We start from the raw sequence: 1225 nt of genomic DNA on the forward strand, positions 1-1225 counted from the left end.
ATTTCCTTGTATTGGAATACATGCCGGTATTCCTCAGCATATTCCATATACTCTGACCATATATGGCGTGTCACAACCTTTGTATGGTTGCGGCTCATTGTACATTTTTCAATATATGGACATTGGCTGCATTCTAATGGATTGCTTTTATACTCACGGTAGCCTTCTCTATTAGTAGTAGAATAATGTAGCAGTTTGTTGGCTGGACATATATAGCAGTCATAGTATTCATCATAGACGTACTCAGTCTTTTTAAAGAAGCCCTTCTTGGTCATGGGACGTTTATATGGGACAACCGGTATCATGCCTCGCTGTATTATTTCTCGCATTATTCCAGGTGTCTTATATCCAGCATCCACTGCTACGGCTTTTATCTCAGACTTAAACACCTCCAGCTTCTTGAATACCTCATGAAACATCTGGCTGTCATGTATATTGCCAGCACCAAGATGAAATCCAAGCACAAAATTATGCTTGTCACAGGCTGTATTGGCAACATAAGCCAATTGACGCTCATGCTCCCCTTTAACAAACATGCCGCTATCCGGATCGGTGGTGCTTACTGTACGCTTTATGGTTTTGTCATTGTTTCCATCACGGTCAAAGGGCTTCTTTCCCTTTTGGCTACGGTCATTATCAATTTCCTGATCCAGTTCAGATTTATACTGTGGTATAGGTTTGGTCACAGTGACCTTCTGAGTCTTATGCTTATTGGCACTAGCTTTTATATGGGTTCCATCAATAAAAACAGCACTGGCATCCACAAAACCGTTGTTTACAGCATCCTGTAGTATATGCTGAAATATTTTCTCAAATATATCTGTATCCTTGAACCGTCTCGTATAGTTCTTGCTGAATGTAGAAAAATGCGGTATAGGCTCTAAAAGCTCATATCCTATGAACCATCGGTATGCTGTATTTACCTCAATTTCCTTTATGGTTTGACGCATACTTCTTATACCGAATAGATATTGAATGAATATAATTTTAAACAGCGAAACTGGATCAATTCCAGGTCTTCCGTCTCTGCCGGAGGCATATAATCCCTCAACCTCATCATATATAAAGCTAAAATCTATAGCATCATCAATCAATCTAAGAATATGATCTGCTGGAACAAGGTCATCCAGCGTTATGAACTGCATCTGATGTTGTTTTGCACGATTCTTTTTCTTATACATAAAAACACCCCAATCATAATAATATTTTACCATGAATGGAGTGC

At 39.0% G+C, this 1225-nt stretch carries 1 protein-coding gene; it reads right to left on the reverse strand.

The features are described from left to right. Positions 1 to 1181 (reverse strand): IS1182 family transposase (locus FYJ84_RS14395; RefSeq protein WP_205764297.1); only part of this gene is annotated, 1181 nt, incomplete at its 3' end. Positions 1182 to 1225: the final 44 nt, after the last annotated feature.

Origin of the sequence: Anaerovibrio slackiae, assembly GCF_009695585.1 — a bacterium.
Taxonomy (GTDB): domain Bacteria; phylum Bacillota; class Negativicutes; order Selenomonadales; family Selenomonadaceae; genus Anaerovibrio; species Anaerovibrio slackiae.